Annotated in this window: 24 protein-coding genes and 1 pseudogene; 14 read left to right on the forward strand and 11 right to left on the reverse strand. The window is 55.6% G+C overall.

Annotated features, from left to right (window positions below):
• The gene (locus tag B3511_RS10375; RefSeq protein WP_286782210.1) at window positions 1-420 is read right to left on the reverse strand and encodes a translesion error-prone DNA polymerase V autoproteolytic subunit; all 420 of its coding nucleotides are present in this window, start codon (window positions 418-420) and stop codon (window positions 1-3) included.
• A 636-nt stretch (window positions 421-1,056) separates the two neighbouring features.
• Between B3511_RS10375 and B3511_RS10380 the strand changes: the two genes are divergently transcribed.
• Both B3511_RS10380 and B3511_RS10385 read left to right on the forward strand, forming a co-directional pair.
• Window positions 1,057-1,239: a general stress protein gene (locus B3511_RS10380; protein WP_040075491.1), complete on the forward strand. Its 183-nt coding sequence runs from the start codon at window positions 1,057-1,059 to the stop codon at window positions 1,237-1,239.
• 146 nt (window positions 1,240-1,385) lie between these two features.
• A complete protein-coding gene (locus tag B3511_RS10385) occupies window positions 1,386-1,583 on the forward strand; it encodes a hypothetical protein (protein ID WP_207291795.1) in 198 nt (65 codons plus the stop codon).
• 76 nt (window positions 1,584-1,659) lie between these two features.
• Here B3511_RS10385 and B3511_RS10390 read toward each other — a convergent pair whose 3' ends face one another.
• Both B3511_RS10390 and cybB read right to left on the reverse strand, forming a co-directional pair.
• On the reverse strand, window positions 1,660-2,985 hold the full coding sequence (locus B3511_RS10390; protein WP_052452747.1) for an MFS transporter: 1,326 nt from the start codon (window positions 2,983-2,985) through the stop codon (window positions 1,660-1,662).
• A 222-nt stretch (window positions 2,986-3,207) separates the two neighbouring features.
• Window positions 3,208-3,738, reverse strand: a complete 531-nt coding sequence (gene cybB / locus B3511_RS10395; RefSeq protein ID WP_040075490.1) for a cytochrome b561 — start codon at window positions 3,736-3,738, stop codon at window positions 3,208-3,210.
• A gap of 185 nt (window positions 3,739-3,923) precedes the next feature.
• On the opposite strand from cybB, the gene gap reads away from it, so the two are divergent.
• Window positions 3,924-4,925, forward strand: a complete 1,002-nt coding sequence (gap, locus tag B3511_RS10400; protein ID WP_286782212.1) for a type I glyceraldehyde-3-phosphate dehydrogenase — start codon at window positions 3,924-3,926, stop codon at window positions 4,923-4,925.
• Window positions 4,926-5,028: 103 nt separating this feature from the next.
• Window positions 5,029-5,955: an alpha/beta hydrolase gene (locus B3511_RS10405; RefSeq protein ID WP_286782214.1), complete on the forward strand. Its 927-nt coding sequence runs from the start codon at window positions 5,029-5,031 to the stop codon at window positions 5,953-5,955.
• Window positions 5,956-6,123: 168 nt separating this feature from the next.
• On the opposite strand, the gene aldA is transcribed toward B3511_RS10405, so the two are convergent.
• Both aldA and B3511_RS10415 read right to left on the reverse strand, forming a co-directional pair.
• A complete protein-coding gene (gene aldA, locus B3511_RS10410) occupies window positions 6,124-7,563 on the reverse strand; it encodes an aldehyde dehydrogenase (RefSeq protein WP_040075488.1) in 1,440 nt (479 codons plus the stop codon).
• A 198-nt stretch (window positions 7,564-7,761) separates the two neighbouring features.
• Complete coding sequence (locus B3511_RS10415; RefSeq protein WP_040075487.1) at window positions 7,762-8,565, reverse strand: YdcF family protein; 804 nt, start codon at window positions 8,563-8,565, stop codon at window positions 7,762-7,764.
• A gap of 217 nt (window positions 8,566-8,782) precedes the next feature.
• On the opposite strand from B3511_RS10415, the gene B3511_RS10420 reads away from it, so the two are divergent.
• Window positions 8,783-9,055, forward strand: a complete 273-nt coding sequence (locus B3511_RS10420; protein WP_040075486.1) for a CsbD family protein — start codon at window positions 8,783-8,785, stop codon at window positions 9,053-9,055.
• A 39-nt stretch (window positions 9,056-9,094) separates the two neighbouring features.
• On the opposite strand, the gene B3511_RS10425 is transcribed toward B3511_RS10420, so the two are convergent.
• Window positions 9,095-9,916, reverse strand: coding sequence for a hypothetical protein (locus B3511_RS10425; protein WP_286782215.1), 822 nt, complete (start codon window positions 9,914-9,916; stop codon window positions 9,095-9,097).
• A gap of 1 nt (window position 9,917) precedes the next feature.
• Entirely contained in the window at window positions 9,918-10,115 is a 198-nt protein-coding gene (locus B3511_RS10430; RefSeq protein ID WP_040075485.1) for a hypothetical protein, read from the reverse strand.
• A 250-nt stretch (window positions 10,116-10,365) separates the two neighbouring features.
• Here B3511_RS10430 and B3511_RS10435 point away from each other — a divergent pair, with 250 nt between their 5' ends.
• The 6 genes from B3511_RS10435 to B3511_RS10460 all read left to right on the forward strand — a co-directional run bounded on the left by B3511_RS10435 (window position 10,366) and on the right by B3511_RS10460 (window position 16,792).
• Window positions 10,366-12,018, forward strand: a complete 1,653-nt coding sequence (locus B3511_RS10435) for an MFS transporter (protein WP_040075483.1) — start codon at window positions 10,366-10,368, stop codon at window positions 12,016-12,018.
• Between the two features lie 43 nt (window positions 12,019-12,061).
• Window positions 12,062-13,141, forward strand: coding sequence for an HlyD family secretion protein (locus B3511_RS10440; RefSeq protein WP_046885320.1), 1,080 nt, complete (start codon window positions 12,062-12,064; stop codon window positions 13,139-13,141).
• On the forward strand, window positions 13,138-14,520 hold the full coding sequence (locus B3511_RS10445) for an efflux transporter outer membrane subunit (protein WP_286782217.1): 1,383 nt from the start codon (window positions 13,138-13,140) through the stop codon (window positions 14,518-14,520). Before B3511_RS10440 ends, B3511_RS10445 begins: the two co-directional genes overlap by 4 nt.
• Window positions 14,521-14,531: 11 nt before the next feature.
• Window positions 14,532-15,191, forward strand: coding sequence for an O-methyltransferase (locus B3511_RS10450; protein ID WP_286782219.1), 660 nt, complete (start codon window positions 14,532-14,534; stop codon window positions 15,189-15,191).
• Window positions 15,192-15,206: 15 nt separating this feature from the next.
• Complete coding sequence (locus B3511_RS10455) at window positions 15,207-15,803, forward strand: DUF1349 domain-containing protein (RefSeq protein ID WP_286782221.1); 597 nt, start codon at window positions 15,207-15,209, stop codon at window positions 15,801-15,803.
• A 140-nt stretch (window positions 15,804-15,943) separates the two neighbouring features.
• Complete coding sequence (locus tag B3511_RS10460) at window positions 15,944-16,792, forward strand: DMT family transporter (RefSeq protein ID WP_286782223.1); 849 nt, start codon at window positions 15,944-15,946, stop codon at window positions 16,790-16,792.
• Window positions 16,793-16,961: 169 nt separating this feature from the next.
• Here the strand turns inward: B3511_RS10460 and hrpA are convergent, their stop codons facing one another.
• Window positions 16,962-20,864 carry an ATP-dependent RNA helicase HrpA gene (hrpA, locus tag B3511_RS10465; RefSeq protein ID WP_286782225.1) on the reverse strand — a complete coding sequence of 1,301 codons (3,903 nt, stop codon included), beginning with the start codon at window positions 20,862-20,864 and terminating at the stop codon, window positions 16,962-16,964.
• A 204-nt stretch (window positions 20,865-21,068) separates the two neighbouring features.
• Here hrpA and azoR point away from each other — a divergent pair, with 204 nt between their 5' ends.
• A complete protein-coding gene (gene azoR, locus B3511_RS10470) occupies window positions 21,069-21,674 on the forward strand; it encodes an FMN-dependent NADH-azoreductase (RefSeq protein WP_040075472.1) in 606 nt (201 codons plus the stop codon).
• Window positions 21,675-21,723: 49 nt separating this feature from the next.
• On the opposite strand, the gene B3511_RS10475 is transcribed toward azoR, so the two are convergent.
• Window positions 21,724-21,996, reverse strand: coding sequence for a hypothetical protein (locus B3511_RS10475; protein WP_040075470.1), 273 nt, complete (start codon window positions 21,994-21,996; stop codon window positions 21,724-21,726).
• Between the two features lie 90 nt (window positions 21,997-22,086).
• A pseudogene (locus B3511_RS20735) lies at window positions 22,087-22,200 on the reverse strand (DUF523 domain-containing protein); the annotation flags it as partial.
• Window positions 22,201-22,487: 287 nt separating this feature from the next.
• Between B3511_RS20735 and B3511_RS10480 the strand changes: the two are divergent.
• Window positions 22,488-22,994: an AAA family ATPase gene (locus tag B3511_RS10480; protein WP_286782228.1), complete on the forward strand. Its 507-nt coding sequence runs from the start codon at window positions 22,488-22,490 to the stop codon at window positions 22,992-22,994.
• A 95-nt stretch (window positions 22,995-23,089) separates the two neighbouring features.
• Here B3511_RS10480 and B3511_RS10485 read toward each other — a convergent pair whose 3' ends face one another.
• Window positions 23,090-24,085: an alpha/beta fold hydrolase gene (locus B3511_RS10485; protein WP_286782230.1), complete on the reverse strand. Its 996-nt coding sequence runs from the start codon at window positions 24,083-24,085 to the stop codon at window positions 23,090-23,092.
• 677 nt (window positions 24,086-24,762) lie between these two features.
• Here B3511_RS10485 and B3511_RS10490 point away from each other — a divergent pair.
• Window positions 24,763-25,236, forward strand: coding sequence for a hypothetical protein (locus B3511_RS10490; RefSeq protein WP_286782232.1), 474 nt, complete (start codon window positions 24,763-24,765; stop codon window positions 25,234-25,236).
• Window positions 25,237-25,349: the final 113 nt, after the last annotated feature.

The following is a 25,349-nucleotide window of genomic DNA, read 5'->3' on the forward strand; positions in this document are numbered from 1 at the left end:
CTAGTGGGTCGCTTTGATGATATAGGTGACCACGCCGAAGATATCGAGCGACGCTTCGCTGCCGAACACAATCGGTGAGTAGGCACTGTTCATGGGGTTGAGCTGGATCCGGGGGCGCAGCTGCAGGCGCTTCACCGTAAATTCGCCTTCAATGGCGGCAATCACGATATCTCCGTGGTCCGCCTTTCTGGCGCTATCAACCACCAGCAAATCGCCGTCGCCAATCCCGGCGTCAATCATCGAATCCCCCGCTGCTTTCACAAAATAGGTCGCGCTGGGGTGCTGGATTAAAAGTGCATTCAGATCGATACGCTGCTCGACATAATCTTGCGCCGGGCTGGGGAAGCCACACTGAACTAAATCACTAAAAAGGGGGAGCGCTATTACTTCGCGCAACTCTGCGGGTCTGTACAACATCATTATACACGCCTCTTATACTGTTTTTATATACAGTAGTTTCAATGACGAAGACGAGCAAGCAGCATTTTTGCCGCGGCTGGTTATGCTTTCGCCAGGCCGCAGCTAACTGTTTCTCTTTGCAGAAAATTAAAATTTGTAAATCCGGGGCAGAATAAAAAAACAGCAGGCTAATCATGACAACTGAAATGAATAAGAAAACGGCTATAAAGGGTAGCAAAGAGAAATTGCCTCCTACGCATTTATCAATCCGTTCAGATTTTCTGACAGATTTATCCATGCGTCGTACACCGCGGCCTGGCGCGCAATTGACAGTTCAACCGCAGAAAACGTCACCCTGCGTGCCTCCGGAATCGGCGTTAGCACATCCAGGACAAATCTTAATTTCCCACAAAACCTTCACTTTTGTCAGGTTTTTCACTCCTCCCCCAGGGCGGTAAACCAGGCGAAACTTATATTTCCCACGCTAACTCCTTTATCTACAGCGATATATTCTTAGAATATTTAATGCGCACTAAAATAACGCTCCGGCTGGCTTACTTGATCATTTCACCGTTCGGTCTACATTTATTTCTGCAACCTTGCGGAGTGTTTCATTCCCTACACTGGAATATCTATATTGAAATCAGGAGAACGTTTATGACAACACATCGAGGCGGTTCCGGTAATTTTGCAGCAGACCGTGAGCGTGCGTCCGCGGCCGGGCGCAAAGGTGGACAGCGCAGTGGCGGCAACTTTAAAAACGATCCACAGCGCGCATCTGAAGCGGGCAAAAAAGGCGGACAAAATAGCCGCGGCGGTGGTCGTAAAGCTGCAGAATAACAGTTCCAATATATTCTTTGGCCGCTCTTAATGGTAGCCAGAAATAAATTAAGCACCGTGCGTAAATATGCGTAAATAAATGCCCTGAGACCTGATTGAATTTGCGGAGGTTGATTATGCTGCATTTAAGACGACGAGTTCGTAATGTGCGTAACAGTCATCGTTGCGGTGACGATGTTGGCTGGATGATGGCGGGTGATAGCGAGTTGCTCCGTTCGCCGGAAAGTGGCCCCGGGATGCAGGTCGCCAGAAAGCTGGACGACCCTACCCACGAATCTACGCTGGAGCTCGACCCGCTCCAGAACTGGCTGGTAGACACCATGGCCAGACGTGAAATCAAGTAATCAGCTGTTGAGTAGTGAAATGCGTTTTGTGTTTTTTGCTTAGCCCGGAGCGTCACTCCGGGCTTTTTTTATGGCCTTAGCGGCGCAGCGGCAGCCCTGCCGTCTCTCTGGCGCGCAGTACCGTCAGGAAGGTGATAAGCGCCGCGCCCATCACATACAGCGCTGGCGAGAATGGATTGCCGGTCGCGGTCATCAGGTAAGCAGAGAACCACGGCGTGATGCCGCCAAAGAAGGCCACCGCCAGGTTGTAAGCAATCGCCATCCCACCGTAACGAATACGGGTAGGAAACAGCTCAGCCATTGCCGCGCTGCAGGCGCCATCGAAGGCGGCGATAAAGGCCCCCAGCAGCAGCATGGCCAGCACCGCAGAGAGCATATCGCCATTGGCCATTACCATCATTGCCGGGTAAGTAAAGAGGATAAAACCGGCGCACCCGGCCAGCATTAGCGGCTTACGGCCAAATTTATCCGAGAGATACCCCATAAAAGGCACCATGACCGCAATGCCAAACAGCCCGAGGGTGGTGATGGCATAAGAATCCAGCTTCGAATAGTGCATCTCGGTAGAGAGATAGCTGGGCATAAAGGTTTGCAGCGTCCAGTGCCCTACCGCTTTGATCACCACAAAACCGACGCAGAAGAAGAGCGCGCCCCAGGCTTTGGTTACGGCAGCATGCAGCGGCGCGGCTTCGGTTTTACCGCTCTTGAGCGTTTCGAGAAATTCGGGGGAGTCTTCAAGCTGGTTTCGCAGGTACAGCCCCACCCAACCCAGCGGCCCGGCGATCAAAAACGGAATGCGCCAGCCCCAGTCGTTCATTGCCGCCTCACCCAACCCTGCGGTAAGCAAGAACACCAGCCCGGAACCGGCAACAAAGGCCATGAATCCAAAGTTGTCTATCCAGCAGGTAAAGTAACCGCGGCGCGCGTCAGGCGCATATTCCGCAAGGAACGTGGTCGCACCGGCGCTTTCGCCCCCGGCGGCAAATCCCTGAATCAGGCGGGTGATCACCAGCAGCACCGTGGCGGTGATGCCAATCTGCGAAAACGTGGGCAGCAGCCCCATTACAAAGGTCGCGCCAGAGGTCAGCAGGATCACCGTCGCCAGTACCTTGCGTCGGCCTATGCGATCCCCAAGCGAGCCGAAATAGAGTCCCCCAAGCGGGCGCATGACAAAGCCGGCACCGAATACCGCAAACGACGACAGCAGCGCCACCGCGGGGCTCTCCGCATGAAAGAACTGCAGGCCAATAATCGCGGCCAGCGTACCGTAAAGCCCAAAATCGAACCATTCGACAAAATGGCCAACGCCGGTGGCGAGCAGCACCTTACGGAGTTTGCGGGCCACGGGGATCTCCTTTTCGGATACCGCGCGATCTAATGAGGGCTGAGCTGAGGGGTTCATACTCTCTCCTTTGCAGGGTGCCGACTGGCGGGCGGTGGAACGCGAAGCGGCCTGACGATCATACCAGCAAATGCCGGACAGGATGAACGCGCGACAGTGTTTCTATTATAGATATACCCTTTAGGCGTAAAATACCCAGCGCGAAAGATGAAAATGTGAACTGGCGCGAGAAAAACAAAAACCCGCTACGGGGAGCGGGTTTGAACGGCGCCTGGTGTGCGGTCAGGAACGCTTTTTCGGCATCATACGCAGCAGGGTGTTGTCTTTCCAGTAATAGTGGTGCAGCAGCGCGGCAAAGGCGTGAATGCCAATAATAAAGTAACCCGCCTTCGCGAGGGTGACATGCCAGCTCTTCAGCAGATCCACCACCTCAAAATTGGACTCTGCCGCGTGCGGCATACCCAGCCCAAAAGCAAACCAGGTATTGCCACGGTTATACATCATCACCAGCCCAATCAGCGGCAGCGCAATAAACAGCAGATAAATGAGGAGATGCCCCAGATGCGACAGCCCGATATACATCGATTTCGGCTTCGGCACGATAGGCGGCGCCGGGTATTTCAGGCGCACCAGCAGGCGCGTCACCATCAGCACCAGAATAGAGATGCCGCAAGAGACGTGAACCATGTTAATGACCGGGCGGGCCGAGCGCGGAAACAGGCCGCGGAACTCCATGGCGCAGTAGGCCACGATCACCAGCAGAAAGACCAGCCAGTGAATGCTGATTTGCAGGCCGGTATATTTATTGCGCATACATTTTCCTGAACGAAACGTCGAAAGCGTCAACATAACCACCTTTACTTAAAAATTCATTAAGTTTTCTCTATGGATTTTCAAAAACTTCCCGTCACATGAAGCATATTCAGTTGCCCTGGCAAGATTCATAGTCTAATCCTGGAGAGGTTCAACGTATCGTTACGTTCATTCAGGAGCACACCATGAGTAAAATTGGTATTAACGGATTTGGACGCATTGGACGCCTGGTACTTCGCCGCCTGCTGGAGACGAAAGACAGTAACACCGTAGTCGCAATTAACGATTTAACCTCCCCCAAAGTTCTGGCCTACCTGTTAAAGCACGATTCAAACTATGGCCCCTTCCCCTGGAGTGTGGATTTCACCGAAGATTCGCTGATTGTCGATGGAAAATCGATCTCGGTGTATGCCGAAAAAGAGGCGAGCCATATTCCGTGGAAAGCGGCCGGGGTCGATCTGGTGGTGGAGTGCACCGGTTTTTACACCTCTCAAGAAAAATCACAGGCACATATTGATGCGGGCGCGAAAAAAGTGCTGATCTCTGCGCCGGCCGGGGAGATGAAAACCATCGTCTTTAACGTTAATGACGACACCATCGACGCCAGCGACACCATTATCTCCGTCGCCTCCTGCACCACCAACTGCCTGGCGCCGCTGGCCAAAGTGCTGCATGACGCATTCGGCATAAAGGTGGGCACCATGACCACCATCCACGCGTATACCGGCACCCAGGCGCTGGTGGATGGCCCGCGCGGTAAGGATCTGCGCGCTTCCCGGGCGGCGGCAGAGAATATTATTCCCCATACCACTGGCGCGGCGAAGGCCATTGGGCTGGTGATCCCGGCGCTAAGCGGCAAACTGAAGGGTCACGCCCAGCGCGTACCGGTGAAGACCGGCTCCGTGACTGAACTGGTCTCGATTCTGGAGAAAAAAGTGACCGTGGAGGAGATCCACCAGGCGCTGAAAAAAGCCACCGAGGGCAATGAGTCCTTCGGCTATACCGACGAAGAGATTGTCTCTTCCGACATGATCGGCTCGCATTTTGGTTCGGTATTTGATGCCACCCAGACCGAAGTGACCGACGCCGGTGATGTGCAACTGGTAAAAACCGTTGCCTGGTATGACAACGAATATGGCTTTGTCACCCAGCTGGTGCGCACGCTGGATAAATTTGCCGCACTGTAATCGCATCGCGGGCAGCCCTGCTGTCCGCGCCTTGTGAATAGGTGCAAGTTTTCCCTTTCGTGACTCTGTTATAACAACCACTTACTTCAGAAGGAGCGTTGTTATGGAATCACTCAGCCGCGAAACACTTGAACGCCAGATGGCGCAGGCCGTCAGTCAGGCTACGACCTTCCACATCTGGCCCGAAGGCGAAGCGCCGGGTGCCGCCGCCAGCGATGCGGTCTTTACCCCCGAACCGAAACATACTGGCACCTCTGACTACGATCGTTCCGTGACCGGGGTGCGCGCTCCGCAGATCACCGTCTATGCCCCTGCCCGGCCGAACGGCGTGGGGATCCTGGTTGCACCGGGTGGCTCTTATCGCCGCGTGGTGCTGGATAAAGAGGGCAGCGCCCTCGCCTCGTTCTTTAATCAGCGCGGTTATACCCTGTTTGTGATGACCTACCGGATGCCCGGCGACGGCCACGAGGAGGGTGCCAATGCGCCGCTGGCCGACGTGCAACGCGCCATGCGCACCCTTCGCGCCAGAGCGGCCGAGTGGAAGCTCGACGCAAGCCGCATCGGCGTACTCGGCTTCTCGGCGGGGGGGCACGTCGCCGCGAGCCTCGGTACGCGGCATGATGAACCGGTCTACACACCGCGGGATGCCATCGACGAGCATGACGCCCGCCCGGCCTTTATGGCGCTGGTCTACCCGGTGATCACGATGCACGCAGATATCGACCATCCCGGTTCGCGCCATGAGCTGATTGGAGATACGCCAACCGCGGAACAGATTCGCCATTACTCGCTGGAAGATCGCGCCAGTGCCGACGCCCCGCCCACGTTTTTGCTGCATGCCGTGGACGATCCGGCAGTAAAAGTGGAGAACAGTCTGGTGATGTTTAACGCCCTGCGTCGGCTGGGCGTACCGGTGGAGATGCATCTGTTTGAGCGCGGCAAGCATGGATTCGGCATACGCGATGCGCAGGGATTGCCGGCGGCCATCTGGCCGGAATTGATGATGAACTGGATTGGGACAAAGGTATAGGTAAAACGGCCACCTGGTGGTTGTCATGCCCGTCAGTTAAGCAATCCGGTATTTCTACGTCACTCAAGTGGAAAGATTCCGTTCACTCAGCCATCTCTTCTGGGGTGAACGGAACCCTTCCACCGTGCTTAACTGCCAGGCATAACTAACTTCGGGTAGCCGTTGCTATCAGGACTGCAAATAGACCACCTGCGTCTGCAGATACTCATGCAGACCATGTTTGCCATCCGCCCCGCCGATCCCCGATTTCCGCCAGCCGGCGTGGAAGCCCTGCATCGCCTCGAAGTTTTCGCGGTTGATGTAGGTTTCGCCGAACTTCAGCCCTTTGATGGCTTTCATCGCTACGTTGAGATCCTGGGTGTAGATAGACGAGGTCAGACCGTAGTCGCTGTCGTTCGCCATGGCCAGCGCATCGTCCAGGGTGTCGAACACCACCACCGGCAGCACCGGACCGAAGGTCTCTTCGTGCATGATGGTCATCTCCTGGCGCACGTCCAGCAGCAGCGTCGGCGGGTAGTAATAGCCCTTGCCCTCTACCGCTTTACCGCCGAGCACCACTTTCGCCCCCTCCTGCACCGCGCGCGCCACTTTCTGCTCGACGCGCTCCAGCGCCGCGGCGTTGATCAGCGGCCCCATAGCAATATCGTTGCGCTCGGCCGGATTGCCGAACTGCACGGCTTTCATCGCCTCGCCCAGGCGATTGACAAAGCGGTCGTAAATCCCTTTCTGGACATACACGCGCTCGGCGCAGTTACAGACCTGCCCGGTGTTGATCACCCGTGAATCGACGATAGCTTTTACCGCCAGCTCCAGGTCAGCATCATCCATCACGATGGCCGGGGCTTTACCGCCCAGTTCCAGGCAAACTTTGGTGATGTTTTTCGCCGCTGCGGTCATGATCTTCTCGCCCGCTCCTACGCTGCCGGTCATGCTGACCATCGCCACTTTCGGGTTGCCCGCCAGCTCCTGACCCACGGTTTCACCGCGACCCAGCACCAGGTTAAAGACCCCTTTCGGCAGGCCGATCTCATCCACAATTTTAGCGAAGGCGATGGCGTTATTCGGCGTGAACTCGCTCGGCTTGATGACAATGGTATTACCGGTCAGCAGCGCCGGCGCCAGTTTGCGGGCAATCAGGAAGAACGGGAAGTTCCACGGCAGAATGCCGGTGGTGACACCGAGAGCACGTTTGAACAGCAAAATGTTCTCACCCGGGCGATCGCTTTGCAGGATCTCCCCTTCGTAGCGACGCGCCCACTCGGCCATATAGTCGATATAGTCAGCGGTAAAGTTTACTTCAACGTCGGCCAACTGCTGGATCTTGCCGCCCTCGGCGACAATCAGGGCGCTAATTTCGCTGGCGCGCTCACGAATGCCCGCTGAAATTTTACGTAACCAGCCAGCGCGTTCGATAGCAGGCAGCGCTTCCCAGCCAGCCTGAGCGCGTTCAGCCGCGTCGATCGCCTTGCGGGCATCTTCAGCGCTACCATCGGGAATACGGGAAATGACCTCTTCGGTAGCCGGGTTGATCACATCAATCCAGGCATCACCCTGCCAGGCTACAAACTGTCCATCGATATACATAGGATGTTGTACGGGTACTGTCATGACCTGCTCCTGTAATTACACTGTTTTTAACTAGTAAAATTATTGTTAAAAACTACAGATACAGACCCGCATTCCTACTGTATCGCGCTGTTTTTGTGAGACATCTCAAAAAAGAATCGCGTCAGCAACCCATTGTCATTACATCACGGTAACAAAGAATGCCCGTTTGCGAAAAAGCCATCGCAAACGGGCAGAAAATTACAACAGTGAGCGACTGGTCAGGGCGTCGGTGAGAACGGCGTCGTTACGCAGGATCTGCCAGGCCGCCTCCACATCCCGGGGAATATCAACGTGCGCGATAAAGTCGTGTCCTGCCGGGCCATAGCCATTGATATCATCGCGCAGGCGCGGCAGCTCGCCCAGTACCAGCGATAAATAGCGCTCTACCGGCCACAGCCCTTCGCCACCGCCGCTGAATACCAGGCCATCTTCACTGTTCTGCAGCTGCGGTACGAGGCCCGGATGGCTGATCCACTGCGGCGCAGCCGGTTCATCCCGACAGACGCGAGCGAAGGTCGCCATGGTGCGGCGCTGCATAGTGGGGTCCTGCACCACAATCACCCGGCTCGCCGGCAGCGGATGATGCTGCATCAGCGCCCAGCTAAAGCGCGCATTCTCACCGCAGTTGGTGGACTGATCTTCTATCACCACCCGTTCAGCCGGAATATGCCAGAACTGCTGAGCGATCTCCGCCAGGATGGCGGCCTCGGCCTTACCGGTGGTCCGCACCCTGTTATAAAGCGGGTGCTGCGCAATGGCGGCGTATAAAAAGGTGGTGGAGTGACCAATACCGCCGCTTATCAACAGCGGAACGTTGAGATCGGCCGCCAGACGGCAGGCCGCATCGATTGACGGGATCACCGCATTCCCTGCCAGCACCACCAGATCGGCCTGTGGAGGCGCCGCCGAGTGCGTTAAGTGCTCTTCCGCAAGCCACACGCCAAGGGTATTTACCGCTGCCAGCGTTTTATCCGGCAAACACGGGAAGATTGTTAGCGTCATCGTTACCTCCTTCCATCTCTTTAGCTCAGGGTAACGTGCAGGTCGGCCATGAACAGAGGATCTCTCTGAAAGCCGAAACGAGGGTTACCTTATAAGGATAGTGGAACGGGCATAGCTCCGGCTTATTTACCTGAGTTGCTCCAGGTATGATTCTCATTCTTCGATGCTAATCTAAATTCGGGTCTATGCTTAATCCTGAACATCAAAGGAGAACGCTATGTCAGACCAAAATATCGATAATGACGCAAAGTATGCGGGCGAAAAAGCCAAAAACAAACTGGATGAAGCAGCCGGCGCTGCGCAGCAGCAATTTGGTAAAGTTTTCGACTCCCCTGAGCATGAGTTCAAAGGCGCGGGTCGTAAATACGCTGCGAAAGCCAGCGATGTCCTGACTGACGTGACGGATACCGTGAAAAATAATCCACTGAGTGGCTTAATTGCCGCGGGTGCAGTGGGTGTCGTGCTGGGCCTGCTGTTGGGCCGTAAGTAAGACTAAGGGCCTTCGGGCCCTTTTTTATTTATTCGTTAGTCATCTCTCCGCCATATCAGGCTTTTCTTCCTCCGCTGGACCTTCTGACTCTTCATTATTGACGCCGGCACGCTGCGCCAGCTCCAGCGAACTCGCGCTGGCAGGGTCAAAAAGCGCCAGACTCTCAACCTGATCGAGCATAATCACCCTTCTGAAGGCCATCGCGCTTTCGGGTTCTGAATCCAGGGTAATGTCATGATCGGCATACCAGCGACTGTAGTTATGCTCAATACACAGACTCATCGTCTTGCCATCGCGGTAGCCGCTTAACATCGGGATCAGAACGATATTGGCCGTTTTTTCATATTCCAGACTCGCGGTATGCACCATCCCGACATAGATTCGGCGCGACTTGAGGGTCACCAGCGCCAGCTCCCCCGCCTCCATACATTGATAAAGCAGCTGCTCAATCCCGCTGGATTGCGCCAGCCGTTTATAGAGCAATTTCCTGCCTTCGCCATCGAGCCGGGCGCTACCGGCCCAGTTTGAGCGGTAGAGACAAAAGAGGATGGCAAAAGCCAGCATCACCACTACCGGCGCCTGAATACCGAGAAAACTCCAGTTCATAAAGTCCACTTGCCAGTCGGCATAGCGTTCAGCTGCGAAGTGGAATTTGTTGGCGAGGAAGGAGAGCATCAGCAGCAGTAACCAGAGCAGCCCTGTCGCCAGAACCCCTTGCAACACGAAAATACAGCCGTAAAGGGCGACAAGGAAATAGACATCCCAACCGAAAGAGCGTTTGATCTTAAATCGGGTAGAGAGGTCGCGGCTGGTGTACCAGTATCCACAGACCATCAACACCATAAATATCGCCGTTCCCACGTTACGCCCTCTTCAGCGCAGCCACATGACGCAGAAAATCCTCGCGCACCGCTTTGCTTTTGAAGTTAACCGAGGCGTTACCATCTTGATCGATAATAATACGATCGCCGTCTTCGACGGCTTCGATGATCTCTTGTTGGCTCATGACCTGCAGTAAAGATTCCGGACTGGAAAAGAGGGAGCTGAATATGCGTCTCATATTATGGCTATCCTTATAGTGAAAAAGATAAGCGTGGTAGAGGCTTGCCGCCGCTGCATTAAGGATATGCTGAAAATGAGGGGAAAAGCGTGCCTGGAAGAGAAATAGCGGCAGACCGGCCCGCTAATCATGTAAATTGCAGCACATTTGATTAACTGACTCGTATCATCTTCACTTGAATTTGTAATTGCGTCAGACATAGAATCATTAGCCCTCTAACTATTCAACAAAACTATAGGTAACAACCCTTATGCGCCTGCCTCAACGCGACCCCTATGCTCCTCGCGAGTGGCAGCCCCATGAAAAACCGATGCTGCTGGGGTCGCCGTCAACTCCCGTGCACAGCACCCCCAAACGCGTGGCTTACGGCATTGTCGGGCTGCTGGTCTGCCTGACCGGGGCGCTGGGCAATGCGATGGTTTCGGCAAACCTGCAAAACCTGCAGGGCACCTTTGCCGCCTGGTCAACGGAGATCGCCTGGCTACCTGCGGTCTACGTCATGACGAACGTCTCGATTAACTTGCTGCTGGTGAAGTTTCGCCAGCAGTTTGGCTTGCGCGCATTCACTGAAGGTTTTTTGGTGCTCTATGTGCTGGTGACATTCTTTCACCTGTTTGTGAATGATCTTAGCTCTGCGCTGATGGTGCGCGCCGCTCACGGCATGGTGGCGGCGGCGCTGAGTTCGCTTGGGATCTATTACCAGATTCAGGCCTGGCCCGCCAAACACCGCTTAAAAGCCCTGACCATCGGCATCACCGGTTCGTCACTGGCCATCCCTATCGCCCGCCTCTTCTCTACCGAGCTGTTGCAGCTAGAAGAGTGGCGCGGCCTGTATCTGTTTGAACTGGGACTGGCGCTGATTTCGCTGGGCTGCGTTATCGCCCTGAAGCTGCCCCCAGGCGATCGACGAAAAGTGTTTGAGAAGAAAGATTTCATCACCTTTATTTTGCTGGCGCCGGGTATGGCGCTGCTGTGTGCGGTGCTGTCGCTGGGCAGGCTTGAGTGGTGGTTTGAAACTCCCTGGATCGGCTGGTCTCTGGCGCTGTCGCTGGTGCTGATCGTGACGGCGATTGTCTTTGAGCACAACCGCAGCAATCCGCTACTGAACACGCGCTGGCTCTCCAGCGGCAGCATTGTGCGCCTGGGACTGATTATGCTGCTGATCCGCATTGTGCTGGCGGAACAGAACACCGGTGTGATTGGCTGGCTGCAATATGTGGGACTGCAAAACGAGCAGATGACCCACCTGGCCTGGTCGATCTTCGCCGGTATCGCCTGCGGCATCACCGTCAGTTGCCTGACCATCAAACCTACAAAGCTCGCCTGGCCGATTGTTACCTCGCTGGTGTTGATGATTGTGGCCTCGCTGCTCGATAGCCAGTCCACCAGCCTGACCCGCCCGGATCAGCTCATGCTGAGTCAGTTCCTGCTCGGTTTCGGTAGCGCCTTCTTCCTTGCCCCTGCGATGCTGGCTGGCATTGGCGGTGTCATTGCCGATCCACGTAACCTGGTGAGCTTTTCGGTGCTGTTTGGAATGAGCCAGAACATTGGCGGCTTGCTGGGCTCGGCGATCCTCGGGACCTTCCAGACCTGGCGCGAGAAGTACCACTCCAGCATGCTGGCCGATCAACTCACGACCCTGAATCCGCTGGTGAATGAACGGTTGCAGCTCTACAGCCAGATGTATCGCAGCCTGATTGGCGACAGCGCATTGCTGAGCACCCAGGCCGCCACCCAGTTACAAACTGTCAGTACGCTGCAGGCAAATATTCTGGCTTATAACGATACTTATCTTCTGACGGCGGGAATTGCGACCGTCACCCTGCTCTGGATTTTATGGCGATTGCTGCGGCTGCGTATTACGGCCAGGCTGGCGCTGAAAAGGGCAACAGGCAGTAAATAATGGATGTTAAAACAATGATCAATGCGTTATTTCAGGAGTGGTTATGAGTCAGCAGGATGCCGCCAAAGAGCAGGCCAATACCCGTAACAATTTGCGCGTGGTATCCGTGTTCGCCGCCGCCGCCATCGTCATCGTTGGCGTGCTGGTGATTCTCTACGCGTGGCAATTACCCCCTTTCACTCGCCATACGCAGTTTACTGATAACGCCTACGTGCGCGGGCAGACCACCTTTATCAGCCCGCAGGTCAACGGCTATATCACCGAGGTGCATGTACAAGATTTTGACCGGGTAAAAAAGGGTCAGCTCTTGCTGCAGATTGATGACCGCATCTATCGTCAGCGCGTACATCAGGCCGAGGCGCAGCTGGCGATGAAAATCGCGGCGCTGAAAAATAACCAGCAACAGCGTAAAAGTGCCGAAGCGGTGATCCTGCGTAACGACGCGGCGCTGAAAAACGCCCGGGCGCAGAGTCTGAAAACTCAGGCCGACCTGAAGCGGGTGAAGGATCTGACTGCCGACGGCTCGCTCTCGATTCGTGAGCGAGATGCTGCCCTGGCGAGCGCGGCACAGGGCAGCGCCGATATCGACCAGGCCAAAGCGACGCTGGAGATGTCACGTCAGGATTTGCAGACGGTCATTGTGAATCGCGGCTCGCTGGAGGCCGATGTCGAAAACGCTAAAGCGGCGCTGGAACTGGCGCAAATCGATTTACAAAACACCCGTATTGTCGCCCCGCGCGATGGTCAGCTCGGGCAGATTGCGGTGCGGCTGGGCGCCTACGCGACGGCCGGCACCCACCTCACTACCCTTGTCCCACCGCAACACTGGGTCATTGCCAATATTAAAGAGACGCAGCTGGCCAACCTGCGGGTGGGTCAGTCGGTGAAGTTCACGGTGGATGCCCTGAATGGCAAGGCCTATGAGGGCCGCGTCGAGAGCATCTCCCCGGCGACAGGGGTCGAGTTCAGCGCCATCACGCCGGATAACGCTACCGGCAACTTTGTGAAGATTGCTCAGCGGATCCCGGTGCGCATCGAGGTGCTGGGTAAACCGGAGGCGTCTGCCCTGCTGCGCCCGGGAATGTCGGTCCAGGTGACGATCAATACGGAGGAGGAGAAATGACTCTTCGTCCGATGGCGGCGCTGACGATCGCCGTGGCCCTTGTTGCCTGCCAGTCGGTGGACGTCACGCCGGCCAAACCCTCGCTGCAGATCCCGGCCCAGTGGCGCGCCACGGCTGGCCCCGCCAGCCCGGCAGAACAGCTCTGGTGGCGCAATTTTCATGATAATCATCTCAACCAGTATGTGGATCAGGCGCTGCGCAATAATAGCGATGTGCTGATCGCCAGAGAGCGGATCAATGAGTATCAGGCGCAGGTGTATGCCTCCGAAGGAAGCCTGTTCCCGTCGCTGGATGCTGGCGTCAGCGGCACGCGGGCGCGGTCACAATCTGCCGCGACCGGCCAGCCTGTTTACGGCGCGCTCTATAAAGGCAGCCTGACGGCCAGCTATGACGTGGATATCTGGGGCGTAAACCGTAACAACGCCCGGGCTGCCGAAGCGTCGCTGGCGGCGCAGAAAGCAGCGGCTGCAGCCGCCGATTTGACAGTCGCCTCGTCGGTCGCGTCGGGGTATGTCACCCTGCTGGCGCTGGATGAACAGCTGCGGGTGACGCAATCTACGCTGAAATCCCGCGAAGAGGCGTACAACCTGGCGAAGCGGCAGTTTGAGACGGGCTACAGCTCGCGGCTTGAGCTGATGCAGTCGGACTCCGAGTTGCGCTCAACGCGGGCGCAGATCCCGCAATTGCAACACCAGATAGTGCAGCAGGAGAACGCGCTGAGTTTGCTGCTGGGGGGAAATCCGGGAGAGGTGGCCCGCAGCGCAGAGTTCGACACGCTGACGCCCCTGCGCCTGCCGTCGCAGCTTCCTTCAACCCTGTTAAATCGCCGCCCGGACATTGTGCAGGCCGAGCGTCAGCTTATTGCGTCTGACGCAACGCTGGCCGCGTCGCGCGCCAGCCTGTTGCCATCCATCAACCTGACCGCCACCGGTTCAGTACAGGATCGTACCCTGCCCGGCCTGCTGGATAATCCCCTGCAGCTGTGGAGCATCGGCGGCAGCATTCTGGCACCGCTATTGAACCGCCAGGCGTTAAATGCGCAGGTGGACATCTCCCAGTCTCAGCGTAACCAGGCGCTCTATCGCTATGAGAAAGTGGTCCGTAACGCCTTTGCCGAGGTGAATGACAGCCTGGACGCCATTACCCGCTATCGCGAGCAGCTGCAAGAGCTGCTGGCACAGCAAGAGGTGGCGCAAGAGACGCTGCGCATTGCCCGGAACCGCTATCGCAATGGGTATTCCTCGTATCTCGACGAGCTGGATGCCCAGCGCACGCTGTTCTCGGTGCAGACCAGCGTGGTACAAGCCAAAAATAACCTGCTGCTGGCGCAGATCGATTTGTATAAAGCGTTGGGCGGCGGATGGTCTGATAAAAACTAAGGGGTCAGTCTATGCAGCAGCAGTGGTCGGCAGTAGATAATTATATGATTTCTGAGCTTATGCCTCAGGATGAGGTGCTGGAGAAAGTGCTTGAAAACAACCAGCGCGCGGGCTTGCCCGAACACGATGTGGCCGCCAACCAGGGGCAACTACTGGCCCTGTTTGTGCGCATGACGCAGGCCCGGCGCATACTGGAAATTGGCACGCTGGGGGCGTACAGCAGCATCTGGATGGCGCGCGCCCTGCCCGCTGACGGCAAGCTGACAACGCTGGAGGCCGACCCGACCCATGCCCGGGTAGCCCGGCAGAACATCCACCTGGCCGGTCTGGACGATCGCATTGAGCTCATTGAAGGCCCGGCGTTACGGTCCCTGGAACATTTCGGCGATGTTGCGCCCTTCGACATGATCTTTATCGATGCCGATAAACCTAACAACCCCGGCTATCTGGAGTGGGCGTTGCACTACTCGCGTCCTGGCACGTTAATCGTCGGAGATAACGTGGTGCGCGACGGCGAAGTGATTAACCGCCAAAGCGACGACGCGCGCGTACAAGGGGTGAGGCGCTTTATTGAGATGATGGGCGATAACCCTCGCCTGAGCGCCACCGCGCTGCAAACCGTAGGGGTTAAAGGCTGGGATGGATTTACGCTGGCACTCGTGAACGGTTAATGAGGAGAGGCCCTTATGCAGAGCATTGAATCCCTGAGCGCGCCGGGCGGAGTCTGGATTAACCCGCCAGTTGAACACCACCTCGACGGTGAGACATTACGCCTGACCAGCGACGCCAATACCGACTTCTGGCAAGGGACCTGGTATGGCTTTCACCGACACGGCGGGCATGCGTTCGGCTTTTATCTGTCGGAAGATTTCACGGTTCAGGTCAAGATCGAGGGTGAATTTTCCCGGCTGTACGATCAGGCTGGGCTGTTCATCGGTGAAAGTGAAACCTGTTGGGTGAAAGCGGGCATTGAGTTTAATGACGCCCAACCGGCGATCGGCAGCGTTGTAACCCGCGGCACCTCTGACTGGTCGACGGGCCTCTTTCCAGGCGATCCAACGACATTCTGGATGCGCGCCACCGTACAGAATGAGGCCCTGCGCATTCAGTACTCTACCGATGGTCAAACCTGGCCGCTGCTGAGACTCTGCCCCTGGCCACGCGGTAGAAAACAGTTCGTCGGGGTAATGGCCTGCACCCCGGAAAGAGCGGGTCTGGAGGTGATGTTCAGCGATTTCATACTGGGCCCCCCTAACGGGAAAGCGCTTCACGATTTGACGTAGCAGCCCGCGAAGCGGATCGCGTTCAGGCAATGAGCCTGGGCGCCTGTCTGGACGAGGTGACGAAGTCCGGCGCGGAACGGTATCGACTCGCTGGCTGAGCATTTTTGCGCAGACCAAAAACCTGTCCCGAGCGAAGAATAATGAAAAAGATTGTGCTGGTTCTCTTTGTATTGGCCGCCTTTGCGGCCAACTCTGTGCTCTGTCGTATCGCCTTAAAACAGGGCTACGCCGACCCCGAAACCTTTAGCCTGCTGAGATTAATCGGGGGGGCAGCCGCGTTGTCTCTCTGGCATGGTGTTCTGGGAAGAGTCAAAGAGATCCGCTGGAACATCACCGATGCACTACTGCTGTGCGCCTACGTATTATTTTTCTCCATCGCCTATGTCCGGCTCAATACGGCCACCGGCGCATTGCTGCTATTTGGCGCGGTGCAGGTCTGCATGATCGGCTGGAGCCTGTTAAAAGGGGAAAAAGTTAGCCGTTTCAAATCTGTCGGGATCGTGACTGCCGTCGGCGGGCTTATTATGTTGCTGCTTCCTGGCGCCACCGCCCCTCCCCTTATTCCCGCCTTAACGATGGTCGTTTCAGGCATGGCCTGGGGGGCATACTCTGTGCGCGGGAAAAATATCACCTCTGCGGCCGGGAGTACGGCGGGCAATTTTATCCTCAGCGTACCCATTGTTTTGATTTTGAGCCTGTTCCGACAGCAACCCGCTCATATCGAGAGCCACGGTGTTTTCCTTGCGCTGCTCTCAGGGGCCCTGGCGTCGGGTATCGCCTATGTACTCTGGTATCAGCTGGTGGCCCGCCTCTCTTCTGTCACCGCCAGCACCCTGCAGTTAAGCGTCCCATGCCTTGCGGCACTCGGCGGCGTGCTGTTTCTGGGGGAAGTGCCGGACGGGCGCCTCTTACTCTGCACCCTGATCGTGCTGGCAGGCATCGCCATGGTGATCGCGTCCGATCAAAAAACGCGTAGCAGCGTCGATTAACAAAAAAAGAGCCGCTATGTCAGCCGGGGATTTATCAAGGATGGGCAGCGCTGTATAACGACCAACCCCCCCTCTTCCTGACTGGCTGGATAGCGTCGTTAAGATGCTCTGATAATGCAGCGCACAAGAAAGCGAAAAAGGGCGAAATGCCCTTTTTCGCTTCGCATGCTTAAGGTGTGATTTGCTCCATCGCCTGTAGGATACGCTTATCGGATATGGGATAAGGCGTTCCTAACTGCTGGGCGAAGAAGCTGACGCGTAGCTCTTCAATCATCCAGCGGATCGCCTGCACGTCTTCATCATCGCGGCGCGCTGGCGGCAGCTTGTTCAGCCACTGTTGCCACGCCTGCTGCACGCTCTCCACTTTCAGCATCTGGGCGCGATCCCGGTGCGGATCGACGGCCAGCTTCTCCAGGCGCTTTTCAATCGCATTGAGGTACCGCAGCGTGTCGCCCAGGCGCTTAAAGCCGTTGCCGGTAACGAAGCCACGATACACCAGCCCTGCCATTTGCGCTTTCACGTCAGACAAGCCCAGCGCCATGGTCATATCCACGCGGCCCTTCAGCCGCTTGTTGATATTAAAGACCGCGGTGAGGATCTGCTCGACCTGTTTCGCGATCTCTACCACGGTGTCGTTCAGCTCTGCGCGTACTTTTTCGTGCAATTTCGCAAAGCCCTCTTCGCTCCAGACCGGGCCGCCCGCTTCGTCGATAAGCTTATCCACACCACAGGCGATACAGTCATCGATCAGGTCCAGCACTTTGCCGTAGGGGTTGAAGTAGAGCCCCAGCTTGGCCTTGTTAGGCAATTTCTCGTGCAGGTACTTGATAGGCGACGGAATGTTCAGCAACAGCAAGCGACGCAGCCCGCGCCACATCTGCTGCTGCTGTTCCTGCGGATTATCAAACAGCTTGATGGCCACGCTGTCACGCTCATCCACCAGCGCCGGCCAGGCTTTTACCTTGTAGTTACCGCGTTTCTGCTCGTAGCTTTCCGGAAGCTGACCAAAGCTCCAGATATGCAGCCCGCTCTGCTCGATACCGTCGTCGGCCACCGCAGAGAGCGTCTCCTGAACCTTGCCTTTCAGCGCCTCTTTCAGCGCCGTCAGGGAGCGACCTTCCTGCAGCTTTTTGTTTTTGTCGTCGACCACGCGGAAGCTGATTTTCAGGTGATCGGGCACCTGATCCCAGTTCCAGTCTTCCCGGTCGATGGTGGTACCGGTCATGCGGCGGAATTCACGCTCCATGGCATCCAGCAGCGGCAGCTCCAGCGGCGTGACGCGGCCTAAAAACGCCTCGGCGTAGTTTGGCGCAGGCACAAAATTACGCCGTACCGGTTTTGGCAGCGATTTAATCAAGGCAATCACCAGCTCGCGGCGCAGGCCAGGGATTTGCCACTCAAACCCGCTCTCTTCCACCTGGTTTAACAGCGGCAGCGGAATGTGGACGGTGACACCATCCGCATCCGTGCCCGGTTCGAACTGGTAGGTTAAGCGCAGTTTGAGATTGCCCTGATGCCAGAAGTTCGGGTAATCGAGCTTGCTGACCGACTCCGCCCCCTCTTTGATCAACATGCTCTTCTCAAAGTTGAGCAGGTCCGGCGTCTCTTTACTCGCCTTCTTCCACCAGCTGTCGAAGTGGCGGGCAGAGATCACGTCGTGGCTGATGCGCTGGTCGTAAAACTCAAACAGTGCCTCGTCGTCCACCAGAATGTCGCGGCGACGCGATTTATGCTCCAGCTCTTCCACTTCGGCGCGCAGCTTCAGGTTCTCGCGGAAGAACGCATGGCGCGTCTGCCAGTCGCCTTCCACCAGCGCATGACGGATGAACAGCTCGCGACTGAGGGCCGGGTCAATCTGGCTGTAGTTCACCTTACGTGCAGCGACAATCGGCAGGCCGTAGACGGTGACCTTTTCGGTTGCCATCACCGCCCCCTGCGCCCGCTCCCAGTGCGGCTCGCTGTAGGAGCGTTTCAGCAGGTGCTGAGCGACTGGCTCAACCCATTCCGGGTCGATGCGCGCCGCGATGCGCCCCCACAGGCGGCTGGTTTCGACCAGTTCTGCCACCATGGTCCATTTCGGCGGTTTCTTGAATAAACCAGAACCCGGGAAGATGGAGAAACGCGCATTGCGGGCACCGGTAAATTCTTGCTTATCCGCATCCTTCATCCCGATGTGGGACAGTAGCCCGGTCAGCAGCGCAATGTGAATCTCACGGTACTCCGCCGGCTCGCTGTTCACCGGAATGCCCAGCTCTTTCACCACCTGACGCAGCTGGGTATAGATATCCTGCCACTCGCGCACGCGCAGATAGTTGAGGAAATCCACCCGGCACTGGCGGCGGAACTGGTTCGAGGAGAGCGCTTTTTGCTGCTCACCCAGGTAGTTCCACAGGTTCACGAAGGCGAGGAAATCGGACTCTTTATCGTGGAAGCGGCGATGTTTTTCGTCGGACGCCTGCTGCTTATCCATTGGGCGTTCGCGCGGATCCTGAATCGACAGCGCCGAGGTAATAATCATTGCCTCACGCACGCAGCCATGTTTTTGCGCTTCCAGCACCATACGCGCCAGACGCGGGTCGACCGGCAGTTGGCTGAGCTGGCGGCCCAGCGGCGTCAGTTTATAAGCGGTTGCCTGCTCATCGGTGGTAATGGCGCCGAGCTCTTCCAGCAGGCGCACGCCATCCTGGATGTTGCGTTTATCCGGCGCTTCAACGAACGGAAACGCGGCGATATCGCCCAGCCCCAGCGCGGTCATCTGCAGAATAACGGACGCCAGGTTGGTGCGCAGAATTTCCGGGTCGGTAAACTCCGGGCGCGAGAGGAAATCGTCTTCCGAATAGAGACGAATACAGATCCCTTCCGACACACGGCCGCAGCGGCCCTTACGCTGGTTGGCCGACGCCTGGGAGACCGGCTCAATCGGCAGACGCTGCACTTTGGTGCGGTAACTGTAGCGGCTGATGCGCGCCGTACCCGGATCGATAACATATTTAATGCCCGGCACGGTGAGCGAGGTTTCCGCTACGTTGGTAGCCAGCACGATGCGGCGCCCACTGTGCGACTGAAACACGCGGTTTTGCTCGCTGTTCGACAGGCGGGCATACAGGGGCAGAATCTCGGTATGGCGCAGGTCGCGCTTGCTCAGCGCATCGGCGGTGTCGCGGATTTCGCGCTCGCCGCTCATAAAGATCAGGATATCGCCCGCGCTTTCGTTACCCAGTTCGTCAACGGCGTCGAAAATCGCCTGCAGCTGGTCGCGTTCGGTATCGTCTGCCTCTTCAACAATGGGGCGATAGCGTACTTCGACCGGATAAGTGCGGCCCGACACTTCGATGATGGGCGCGTTGTTAAAATGCTTTGAGAAGCGCTCCGGGTCGATGGTCGCGGAGGTAATAATGATTTTGAGATCCGGACGACGCGGCAGCAGCTCTTTCAGGTAGCCGAGCAGAAAGTCAATGTTCAGGCTACGCTCGTGGGCTTCATCGATGATGATGGTGTCGTACTGCATCAGCAGGCTGTCCTGCTGGATCTCCGCCAGCAGGATACCGTCGGTCATCAGCTTGACCATGGTGTTATCGCTGACGTGATCGCTAAAGCGCACCTTATAACCGATGCAGCCGCCGGGCTCCGTTTGCAGCTCTTCGGCAATACGGTTCGCCACGGTACGTGCCGCCAGACGGCGCGGCTGGGTGTGGCCTATCAGCCCTTTTACCCCGCGCCCCAGCTCCATGCAGATTTTCGGCAACTGGGTGGTTTTACCGGAGCCCGTCTCCCCCGCCACGATCACCACCTGGTGGTCGCGTACGGCCTCGAGGATGTCCTGTTTCTTCTGGCTGACCGGCAGATTTTCCGGGTAGGTGATGGTCGGACGCGCGGCTTCGCGCAGCACGACCTTCCCGGCCGCCTGTTCAATCTCTTTCGCCATCTCCTGATAGATGGCCTGTTGTGCATCAGGATTTTTAACCTTTTTCACACCGTGCAGGCGTCGCGCGAAGCGCTGCTTGTCGCGCAGCGTTAAAGCGTCGAGCTGTTGCTGGAGCATCGGGAAGGTCAATTTCTGTTGTTCTGTCATAGCGTTAAGGGGCAGTGCACTGCCGGATAAAATCTCATTTTAATGATTGTTATAGAGTACCACACCGAGGCATTACGCGCCTTATTCAAAAAATTCGAACATAGGCTTCGATATATTGCGCTATCCCTATGGCAGGATTGTGAATAAAGTGTCATCAAGCAACGGGGTTACCCCCCTTCAATCAAACAAAAACAGGAATCACCCATGAGTAAAGTATTAGTTTTGAAATCCAGTATTCTGGCAGGGTACTCTCAGTCTGGTCAGCTTTCTGATTACTTCGTTGAACAGTGGCGTGAACAGCACACCGCTGACGAAATCACCGTGCGTGACCTGGCTGCAAACCCGATTCCTGTGCTGGATGGCGAACTGGTGGGCGCACTTCGTCCGAGCGATGCCCCTCTGACGCCACGTCAGCAGGAAGCGCTGGCGCTGTCTGATGAACTGATTGCTGAACTGCAGGCCCACGACGTTATCGTGATTAACGCCCCAATGTACAACTTCAACATCCCAACCCAGCTGAAGAACTACTTCGATCTGGTGGCGCGTGCTGGCGTAACCTTCCGTTATACCGAGAGCGGCCCGGAAGGTCTGGTGAAAGGTAAACGTGCGATCGTGCTGACCAGCCGCGGCGGTATTCACAAAGATACCCCAACCGACCTGGTTGCTCCGTACCTGACCGTGTTCCTGGGCTTTATCGGTATCACCGACGTGAACTTCGTGTTCGCTGAAGGTATCGCTTACGGTCCGGAAGTGGCGACCAAAGCGCAGAATGACGCAAAAGCGGCAATCGACGGCTTTGTCGCAGCCTAAGTTTCTCCCCTCTCACCGCCCGGTGGGAGGGTTTTCTTTTCTGCCTGATTTACTTCAGACCCTCTGATAACCACGCGATAACAAAGCACACGAGCGCCACAAGCGAGACGACGACGGGCCATGTCATAAAAGCATGCACTGTCATCTCTTCTTCTTTTTTAATATCCGCCAGACGGGCAAGCGCCCTCTTCTCATCCCGCGCATTGACCTCTTCAAACAGTTTTTGATATCCCTGCTGCTTTAATTGCGTCGCGCCCTGAAGATCGCTTTTTGGCAATGCTTTAACGGTATTCCCTTTTCTGAAAAAGAAAAACTCAGGCATCTCTGTTCCTTTATTGCAAAGCTGCGTGACCTTCAACATTACGGGGGGCGGCGTACTATTTCCATCATTTTCAGGCGAGCAACAGCTACCGCTGCCCTGGTAGGTTTCAGCACACGATTTGAACTGAGGGCTTCCGTCAGTTAACAACGCAGCATGATAGCCCGATTCCTGAGTCGCTTGTAGAGCTAACCAGGCGGCAAGTTGAGTGACGATTTTGCTTTAGCCGTTCCTTTATAACGAACCTGAAATCTTATCAGGGTCCGCAGAATGTAGTTGAATAATGTCAGCTTAGAGTGAAACACCCACGTTATGTGTATAAATGAAAAAAATCTGTTTTCCCCTTCAAGCTCTGTTAACTTGAATGAATATGAAAACACACTCCGCTCTATTCCGTTCAATTATTATCACCTGTCTGACTCAGGTGGGATAACGTTCGCCATTTTCCCGCCGGTAAGGCGGGCCTTACCGGAAATTAACCAGTGAGGTAAACAATGGACACCGCTACAGTAACCCCATCAGAACAACCTACTTTGCATCTGTTATGTGGAAAAATTGCATCAGGTAAATCCACACTGTCAGCAAAGCTGGGAGCATCACCCGGCACCGTCGTTGTCAGTGAGGATCATTGGCTGGCTGCCCTCTTTGCTAAAGAAATGCACTCCATATCTGATTATGTCCAGTATTCCTCAAGGCTGAAAAATGCTATGAAGCCTCATCTGGTATCACTTCTCAAAGCAGGGTTATCGGTTGTTCTGGATTTTCCGGCAAACACACAGGCAAATCGTGAATGGATGATGCACATCATTAAGGAGTCAGGTGCCAGGCATAAGCTGCACTATCTGAACGTATCAGATGAGGTATGTAAATCCCGGTTACGCGTGCGTAATATGGAAGGCGGGCATGAATTTTCGGCTACAGATCAACAATTTGAAACTATAACGCGTTATTTTTCAGAGCCAACGGCAGATGAAGGTTTTGATATTGTTGAATATCACTAAATTTACCTTTCAACTATTAAGCCGCCCACTGGCGGCTTATTAGTTTTCCCTCTGTTTAGATCACATACGGTATTAAAGCGAACTTAACTTCCGGTCTATGATACTGCATCCTCGGGATCGCCCAATGTGGAGACAAAAGCAAGGATAAGCTCATTCACCTTTTCAGGCCGTTCTTGCTGTATCCAGTGCCCCGCGCCTTCAATGATGACCGAATCACGCAGGCGCGGAACGAGCCCTGGCATATCGGCGATGATTTGATCCATACCGGGCATCGCAAGCCCGACATCGCGAGACCCAACGGCAAACAGCGCTGGTATTTCGATTCGCATACCTTGCAGACAGGCCTGAAGTTGCCAGTTGCGATCCAAATTTCGGTAATAATTCAGGCCGCCACGAAAACCACTTCGTGTAAACGAGGTAACGTACGACTGAAAATCACTTGTCGAGAGCCATTCGGGCAGACTGCCTGGCTCGGGAAGGTCTTCCAGCATTCCACGCGCAGGCGTGATCATGCCAAAAGGATTTGGAGTGCCGTCTCCCGGCAGGCGTTCACCTGCCTCCCCTGACGCAGCATGGTATATCTTGCGCAACGACGTAGTCACATCCTGTTCTAACTCCTTCTCAGCGACCCCTGGCTCCTGAAAATACAGCGTATAGAACAGCGCGTCGGCCGTGCGTGGAAAAATCTGCGTTGGGGGCATGGGCGGGCGCGCCATCATTGGCACTCCAAATGCGACAACGCCACTGACACGATCTGGCCGCATGAGTGCTATCTGCCATGCGATGGTAGCGCCCCAATCGTTACCGACAATAACGGCACGTTTAATCGAGAGCGCATCCAATAAGCCAATCAGGTCACCCACAATATGAAACAATGTGTACTCGTCCGTCGCGAGATGCGTGGATGAATCACCGTAACCACGCATGTCAGGCGCAATGGCGCGGTAGCCTGCCGCTGCCATTGCTGGGATCTGGTTATGCCATGAATGCGACGTCTCTGGAAAACCATGACAAAACAGTACAACCGGCCCTTCACCTGCTTCGAGATACGAAAGTGTTATTCCGTTCACATTGACTGATTTGCGCTGCATGACATTCTCCCGAGTTAATAAAGTGTTCAGGGGCTTTGTAAGCGTACAAGTAGCATACACGTAGTATTACAGATTCCGTCAATGCACGAAGCAGACTGTTTGAAGAGACGGGGGGACTGCTAAAAGCGAAACGCGGACATTCAGGTTTTTATCTGCCCACGTTCAGCCACCCTGGCCATCGTATCCATGGTCAGGTAGCCGTTTGTCAGTCCCTGCGAAAATGCGGCCGGCGCCGACGAACAGGGCAAAATCATGAAACCCAGGATAACAATATCTCTGATACGAAATGTGTTCATTTTTATGACAATGAGATAGTTGTTCATAACCAGCCAGTATTGCCCTGATTTGCAGAGAATAGTGGCCGGGCTGCAACGACCTGTTCCAGGGCAGTGTTTAGTACACTCTCCGCTCCTTGCACATAGCGGAAATCAAGAGCAAGCGAAGACACCCCTACACTCAAGGCAGGCATTGCACAGCCCCTCCCGCTTGCGCTATGGCTGCTCTCTCGTGCCGTTCATCTATACTGACTATTGCAGCGATCATTGGCCTACCCGTGCTCAACAGAAAACGCTTAAATCAGGTGATCGTATCGATGCGTTAATTAAACAGCGGGTCCCTGGTCTACACACTCATCAGGCTTAAAATTGAAAAGCGTCTATTTCTCCGGGAGATAATTAATGAAAGTCACTGAGTTTGTCTATTCCGCCTTAATCGGCATTGTTGCCAGCTGCCGTTCCATGACGCCGATGGCATCCATCGCTGCAGCACGCATTGCCGGGCGCAACACGTCGGGCCGTCTTTTACTGCTGGATCGTCCGCTATTCAAATTCGGTGCGTTAGCGATGGGTATAGGTGAACTTTTTGGCGACAAGATGAAGTCAGCGCCAGACCGCACCGTGTTTTTGGGCTTGTCAGCACGCGTAGCGAGTGCCGGGATTGCAGGCGCCGCATTGGCACCACGCGGAAAAGAGAAAACCGGCGCAGCCGTCGCTATTTCTGCCGCTGTGCCGCTTGCGTATGCCACCCTTGCGGCGCGTAAAAAGGCCATCGCCGGGATAGGTCAGACCAGAAGTGGTCTGATTGAAGATACGCTCATCGTTGCTCTCGGAGCCGCGGTGGTCTTCATGGCAACGCGCCCAAATCGCCATTAAACACCCTCCTGCTTCAAAAGATGAGATCGGCAAACCATCATGAAGGTGTCGGTTATCGCTTTTGGCAAAAGCGGACGATGAGGTGAGCCATTTATGCTCATCAAATTTGCGGC

The sequence above is a fragment of the Leclercia sp. UBA1284 genome, from assembly GCF_002308415.1.
Taxonomy (GTDB): Bacteria; Pseudomonadota; Gammaproteobacteria; order Enterobacterales; family Enterobacteriaceae; genus Enterobacter; species Enterobacter pneumoniae.